This window comes from Williamsia herbipolensis, assembly GCF_000964005.1.
GTDB classification, from domain to species: domain Bacteria; phylum Actinomycetota; class Actinomycetes; order Mycobacteriales; family Mycobacteriaceae; genus Williamsia_A; species Williamsia_A herbipolensis.
This window is the reverse complement of sequence record NZ_JXYP01000042.1, coordinates 70,337-76,336: the sequence shown is the minus strand read 5'-3', so window position 1 is coordinate 76,336 and position 6,000 is coordinate 70,337. Positions and strand designations below refer to the sequence as shown.

Here is a 6,000-nt window from a genome sequence, read left to right as displayed (position 1 = left end):
GGACCGCCACCACTTTCCAGACCCCTCGCGATGCTCGGTGGAAACTGCCGTCGGCTCCCCTGTTGTGCTCTGTCCTCCTATGCCGGTCTTTATCTCCCTTGCCAGAAGGGCAAAAAAGTTGGCGGACAACGGGTTCGCCACCGTTTCGAGGGAGTCTCACCGTGGCCGTTCGTCTGAACAACATCGCCGAAATCGTCGCAGCAATCCCCGCCATGCTCGGGTTCGTCCCGACAGAATCCATCGTCGCTCTCGTGTTCGCCGAGGGTCGGGCCCTGTTCACCATGCGCCACGACATTGCGGAGGTCAGCAGCGGTCGCGACACGAAGATGCTGGCCCAAATCATCGCGGACAACGGTGCCGACAGCGCGGTCCTCGTGGGAATTAGCGCGAACACCACCGACAGCGCGCTCGGAGACCTGGCCGTGAATCTGACGTTGCGGGGCGTCACGACACGGCACCAGGTGCACGTCTCGACATGCGCGCACCCGACTACCTACGTGGATTATCAGACCGGCGAGACCGGGATGACCGGCGATCACCGATTCAGTGCACTCACCACCGCCACCGCCGTGGAAAACGGCCAGATGATCGCCGCCACCCGCGCCGACTTCGGCCGTATGTTCACCACCACCACCGAAGCCGAGACCGTCGACGCCGACACCGTCGACCGCGAATGGACCGCCCAGGAAATGGCCGCCACGGTCAGCCTCAACACCGACCCCGGCCCGGAACTCGCAGCACGGTTCGGTGCCCTGATCGCCGCCGACGTCAAAGCGCGAGACGCGATGATCCGGCTCGGAGCCGCCGAGCTTGGAACCGCAGCAGTGGTCATGGCTCGCACCGCTGCGCACCTGCGCGGAGACGCCCGCGCCAACGTCCTCACCCTGGCGACGCTGTTCTTTTACCAGGCAGGCAACGGAGCCGCCGCAGGAATCGCCATCGACACCGTCGACCGGGAACACCTCACCGCGCCGAGCCTTATGGTTCTCCTCGACCGGTCGTTGCGCGTCGGAGTCTCCCCCAAGTCCCTACCCGAACTGATGCCCACTCAGGAGGACGCGACTCGCCTACTAGGAGCGCCGTTCCCGATGTGATCGGGACGTGGTGGGTATCGGCCCCGAACAAGCGGGAGCCGATACCCACCGTGACCGGCCCTATAGGTCCGGCGCTTCCTTCCAGGAGAGGTCGGGACGGATCGCTGGCGGCGATCCCGCCTCGAGCAACACTTCCAGCTCGTCGGCCGAGGGAACCGGCACCGCAGCCACCACCGCACGATGCAACTCACGCTCAACAGAACTACTCATGCCGCCAACGCTAACCGCCGCCCATGGTGCGACCAAGCCGCCGCACGTGGCGGCCGCCAACAGGCCTCGCCCGCTGGCGGTGTCGCTGCGCGACGCGGACCGTGCCTGCCGGCCCGGACTGATCTGTCTCGGACACGGCCGGCGGCTACGCCGCCGCCGTCTCCACCACCAACATCCCGCCCGGAGGGACCGTCACGTAACCGGTTCCGTCAGCATCGACCGACAAAACCCAGCCGTCGATGACCGCGCGAGTCGCATCGTCGTCGACGTCGAGAGCGGCGTCGCCAAACAACAGCCAGTCGGTTTTGGCGTACGCGACAGGGTTGCGAACCTGAGCGACCGGCGAGGGCAGGCCGACCAACGCTTCCAACTCAGGAGCAGGTGACAGCGTGAAGTAGACACGCGTCGACTTCCGTTTTCCCGGTTGGGATTCCGAGAAATCGAAGTCAGCGCGAGCGACATGCATCACCGTCTTGTCTCTCTGATCGACCGCAACGAGGTGATCGACGCCGAGAGCCCGATCTGGCGAGCATGACCAGCCGCCGCGGACTACGTCAGCAACGTCCTCACCAGCGTCAATCCGCTTTCTGCCGTTGTCCTCGGAGATGAAGATGAAGATCGTCTCACCGTCGTGGTCGTACGTCGCATCCGTCATTGTGAAACCTTTCGTATATCGGTTATAGATGATCTATCGCTCCGATCGACAGTAGCGGATAGATAATCTATCCGTCCGATAGGTTTTCTAACCCCAGAGCTGCCGCGACACCGGCGACCTCCCGGACAAACGCCGCTCCCGCACAGCTGGCCCGATCAGGTGTGACGGCGGAGCTGGCCAGCCCGGTCGATAGGCCGGCGGATCCGCGGTGGTCAGGGAGGGCGGGCGTGCTAGCGCACGCGCGGAGCCGCCTGCGGCGGCGCTGACAAGCGGCTTGGTTTTGCCTGTGGCCGTCCGATTTTGACCGGCGTCGTCCGCCGCGCAACAACGCGTTCGCGGCCCTACGGGCGACCTGCGGTCTTGTGGCGCTCTGTCCTCCTAGCCGGTCTTTATCTCCCTTGCCACAGGGCAAAAACATTGGTGGACAACGGAAGGCCGAGAAGTTATGGGTACACGGAACGCGGGCGCGGACAAGGTCGCAGAACGCACAGAGCGGGCCGCAGCGATGCAGGCCACCATCGCGACCCAGGTCGAGACCATGGCCGAATCCGACGGGTGGCGAGCGTTCCTCGACTACATCGGCGCGTTCCACTCCTACAGCCTCAACAACACGCTGCTCATCATGTCGCAGCGCCCGACCGCGACCGAGGTCGCCGGATTCCGGAAATGGCAGGAGTTGGGGCGCCAGGTCCGCAAGGGCGAGAAAGCGATCCGCATCTTCGGATTCAGTTCTAAGAAGGTCACCGAGACCGACCCCGCGACCGGCGACGAAACCGAGACCCGTATCCCCCGGTTCCCGATCCTGTCGGTATTCGCCAAGGACCAGACCGACCCGATCGAGGGAGCCGAGCCGACCGCCACCCCCGACGGCATCGCCACCCGCCTGGCAGGGGACGACCCCACCGGCATCTACCACCGCGTAGAGCAGGTGATCACCGACCAGGGCTGGACCGTGACCCGCGAGCAGATCCCCGGCGAATCCAACGGGTACACCACCACCGATGGATCGCACCGGATCGTTGTCGACGCCGACGTCGAACCCGCCCAGGCCGCAAAGACCCTGATCCACGAGGCCGCCCACTCGCTGCTTCACGCCGCCGATGGGATCGACCGGGCCGAGATGCACCGGGGAACCGTCGAGGTAGAAGCCGAGTCCGTCGCCTACGTCCTGGCCGGCCTGCTGGGTTTGGACACCACCACCTACTCCATCGGCTACATCACCGGATGGGCCGAGGGGAACGCCGAGCTGGTCACCGCGACCGCCGCCCGCGTCCTGGGGTGCGTGCACACCCTCGCCGACGCCCTCGACCAGCTCGACGAGGAAACCGCAGCGGCGTAGGCCGCTCGCCGCCCGGCACGGTAACCCCTGCCGGGCGGCGATATGCGATCAGCAGCGAGGTACGCCGGTCTGATTGGCAACCAACGACGAATGAACGTATCCGCCGGTGGCGCCGAGAGCGGTCGTCCAGACCAGGAACCATCTGTTGGAGGTGTAGTTACCGGTGGCGGATCCGCCATCGGTGTAGCACCGCATCTGCACGTTGGTGCCGTTGCGGAGATACCCCAGCGATCGCGAGCCAGCATTGGCACCCTCACGCAGGTTCGCGCCGCCGGAGTTGCTACTGATCACCGAAGTTCCGACTGCCGCTGCCGGCGCCGCGGTCGTCACCACACCAAACGCTGCCATGCCAGTCAGAACGATCCCGATCACCGCGATCCTCAACCGATTCACGTCTTCTCCCTTTGTAGGCCAATGGAACTCGCCAAGTATTGCCCAGTGGGCGACGGTGCAGAATCCTCCAAATAGGGGACATCGAACCGCTAGCTCACAGCCTGCTGGTGGTCGTGTCGCGACCGGGGAGTCTAAGAGCGTGGGCGGCCCAGACCCCGCGCTTGATGGAACGGCCTGGCGGCCGCGCGGCTCTATCGGGCGGTGTGCTGCGCACACCGAATCGGAGCTCCCTACCGGTCGCACTGTTGAAACGCGATGTTTGTTTCCCTTCTGGCCGTCCGATTTTGACCGGCGTCGTCCTACGCACAACAGCGCGTTCGCGGCCTCCGGCGGGACCGACACCACTGTCCACACCCGCACTCGGCTACGCCTCGCGTGGAAACTGCCGCCGCTCCCCTGTGGTGCTCCGTCCTCCTAGCCGGTCTTTATCTCCCTTGCCAGAAGGGCAAAAAAATTGGCGGTAACGAGAGGAGCCAGTCATGGCAGTTTTCCGAGGAACCGACCCGTTCGCAGCGGGAGTCCTGGTGTGGGACCAGATCGCCGGACCCGGCGACGTGGCATTCGACGACCTGTCGATCGAGGACCGCGCCGCCCTCATCGGCCTGGCCTTGGACGACCCCGCGATCCGCGAGGCCGCCATGACCGAGATCACCGTCTAGAGAAAGGACCAGAAGCCATGACAACCAACGTCATCCGCTACGCCTGCGGGCACGGCGACTGGCACGACACCTACACCGCCGCCCAGAACGACCCCGACCGGCATCCGCCGGCCGAGCCGATCACCGACGAACAGTTCGCCCGACTGCGCGCCCTGCTGGCCGCGAACACCACCCCCGAGGAGCTGCACCGATGACAGACACCACCACCACCACCGGGCGGGGAGGCTACGTCCCGCCGTGCGGCGACACCGCCTGCCGCGAAGGCCATTGCCGCGACTGCGCCACCCACACCGTGTGGACCGCCGAGGCATGGGGCAACGCCGTCGACTGCCCGAACTGCGGCCGCCACGACTTCCACTCGATCGGAGACTGACCGTGTCCCTGCACCGAGAACGAACCACCCCCGCCGATGCGAGCTACAGCGTCGTCACCCGCGAGACCGCGCCCCACGACATCGGCGTGCGCATCGCCGAGGACCACGCCCTCTACATCGGCACCCCCACCGGCGACGGAGTGGTCATCGAAGGCGACCTCGCCGCGATCGCCGAGCTGGTCGACCTCATCCACGCCCACGTCCACACCACCATTGCCGACACCAGGAAGGCCGATCACCGATGACGATCACCATCACCCACACCGCCGCCGCCGGAACCCTCGTCGAGGGCACCAGCCGAGGCGACGGCACCAACACCATCCTCAAATCGGCCGGCTTCCGTTGGTTTCGCACCCTCGGACTATGGGGCATCGCCGGGAGCCGCGATCGCGACCCCAACCGCGCCAAGATCGACGCGGCCGCCGACGCCCTGCGGGCAGCCGGACACGACGTCGAGCTCGACATCGACAACGCCCACCGCGACCCCGCGACCGTGGAAGCAGACCGCGCCGCCCGCGCCGAGGACCGAGCTGACGCCCTCGCCGCGAAAGCCGACCGACGTCGAGCGGACGCCGATGCAGCATGGGACGCCGACCGCGCCGCGACCGCAGCACTCCCCCCCAGGTGGGGAACCGATCAAGGTTGGGCACCACTCGGAAACGCGGCACCGCAACGCCATCGACAAAGCACACCGGGCGATGGGCCGCGCCGTCACCGCAGAACGCGACGCGGTCGAGACCGCCCGTCGTGCCGACGTCGCGACCCGGGCGACCGATCACCGCTACAACCCCGTCACCGTCAAAAACCGCATCGACGGACTCGAGGCCGACCAACGCGCCGACCAGCGCCAGTTGGATGGACACACCCGGACCGCGTTCACCATGGGCGACGGGACGAAAGTCCTCGCCGTCACCGACCCCGCGACCGGCGAGCACCGCGAGACCCTGACCGCCCGGATGACCGCCCGCGCCGACGACATCGCCTACTGGTCTGAGATCCGCGCTGAGCAGATCGCCGCAGGCCAGGCCACCGACTACAGCCGCGAGACCATCGCCCCGGGTGACCAGGTCTGCTACCGCCGGCAGTGGTATCCCGTGCGCCGCGCGAACGCCAAGACCGTGTCCATCCCGTCGATCGTCGGCGGCTCCTGGACCGACACCATCGGCTACCACAAACTCTCCGGGCACCGGCCGGCGTCGACGTCGCGGTGAGCATTCGGTGGCGGGCCGGCATCGAGCCGACCCGCCACCGCGCTTCGCGTCTGTGGTCACCAAGGG

At 66.6% G+C, this 6,000-nt stretch carries 10 protein-coding genes; 7 read left to right on the top strand and 3 right to left on the bottom strand.

Annotation, left to right across the window (positions count from 1 at the left end; genetic code table 11):
* Positions 1–1,094: DUF4192 family protein (locus TU34_RS21875; RefSeq protein WP_150116668.1), on the top strand; the 1,094-nt coding region annotated here is incomplete at its 5' end.
* A 60-nt stretch (positions 1,095–1,154) separates the two neighbouring features.
* Here the strand turns inward: TU34_RS21875 and TU34_RS24025 are convergent.
* The gene (locus tag TU34_RS24025; protein WP_160298577.1) at positions 1,155–1,304 is read right to left on the bottom strand and encodes a hypothetical protein; all 150 of its coding nucleotides are present in this window, start codon (positions 1,302–1,304) and stop codon (positions 1,155–1,157) included.
* Between the two features lie 145 nt (positions 1,305–1,449).
* Entirely contained in the window at positions 1,450–1,959 is a 510-nt protein-coding gene (locus TU34_RS21870) for a hypothetical protein (RefSeq protein ID WP_045825032.1), read from the bottom strand.
* 445 nt (positions 1,960–2,404) lie between these two features.
* Between TU34_RS21870 and TU34_RS21865 the strand changes: the two genes are divergently transcribed.
* Positions 2,405–3,298 (top strand): ArdC-like ssDNA-binding domain-containing protein, encoded by an 894-nt coding sequence (locus TU34_RS21865; RefSeq protein WP_045825031.1) that lies wholly within the window; start codon positions 2,405–2,407, stop codon positions 3,296–3,298.
* A gap of 48 nt (positions 3,299–3,346) precedes the next feature.
* Here the strand turns inward: TU34_RS21865 and TU34_RS21860 are convergent, their stop codons facing one another.
* Positions 3,347–3,691, bottom strand: coding sequence for an SH3 domain-containing protein (locus TU34_RS21860; RefSeq protein WP_150116667.1), 345 nt, complete (start codon positions 3,689–3,691; stop codon positions 3,347–3,349).
* 479 nt (positions 3,692–4,170) lie between these two features.
* On the opposite strand from TU34_RS21860, the gene TU34_RS23775 reads away from it, so the two are divergent.
* The 5 genes from TU34_RS23775 (at position 4,171) to TU34_RS21845 (ending at position 5,934) form a co-directional block, all read left to right on the top strand.
* On the top strand, positions 4,171–4,350 hold the full coding sequence (locus TU34_RS23775) for a hypothetical protein (RefSeq protein WP_150116666.1): 180 nt from the start codon (positions 4,171–4,173) through the stop codon (positions 4,348–4,350).
* Positions 4,351–4,367: 17 nt separating this feature from the next.
* Positions 4,368–4,544, top strand: coding sequence for a hypothetical protein (locus TU34_RS24020; protein ID WP_160298576.1), 177 nt, complete (start codon positions 4,368–4,370; stop codon positions 4,542–4,544).
* A complete protein-coding gene (locus TU34_RS21855) occupies positions 4,541–4,723 on the top strand; it encodes a hypothetical protein (RefSeq protein ID WP_045825029.1) in 183 nt (60 codons plus the stop codon). Before TU34_RS24020 ends, TU34_RS21855 begins: the two co-directional genes overlap by 4 nt.
* A 2-nt stretch (positions 4,724–4,725) precedes the next feature.
* Entirely contained in the window at positions 4,726–4,968 is a 243-nt protein-coding gene (locus tag TU34_RS21850; protein WP_045825028.1) for a hypothetical protein, read from the top strand.
* A gap of 330 nt (positions 4,969–5,298) precedes the next feature.
* Entirely contained in the window at positions 5,299–5,934 is a 636-nt protein-coding gene (locus tag TU34_RS21845) for a DUF3560 domain-containing protein (RefSeq protein ID WP_238981431.1), read from the top strand.
* The last annotated feature ends 66 nt before the right edge of the window (positions 5,935–6,000 follow it).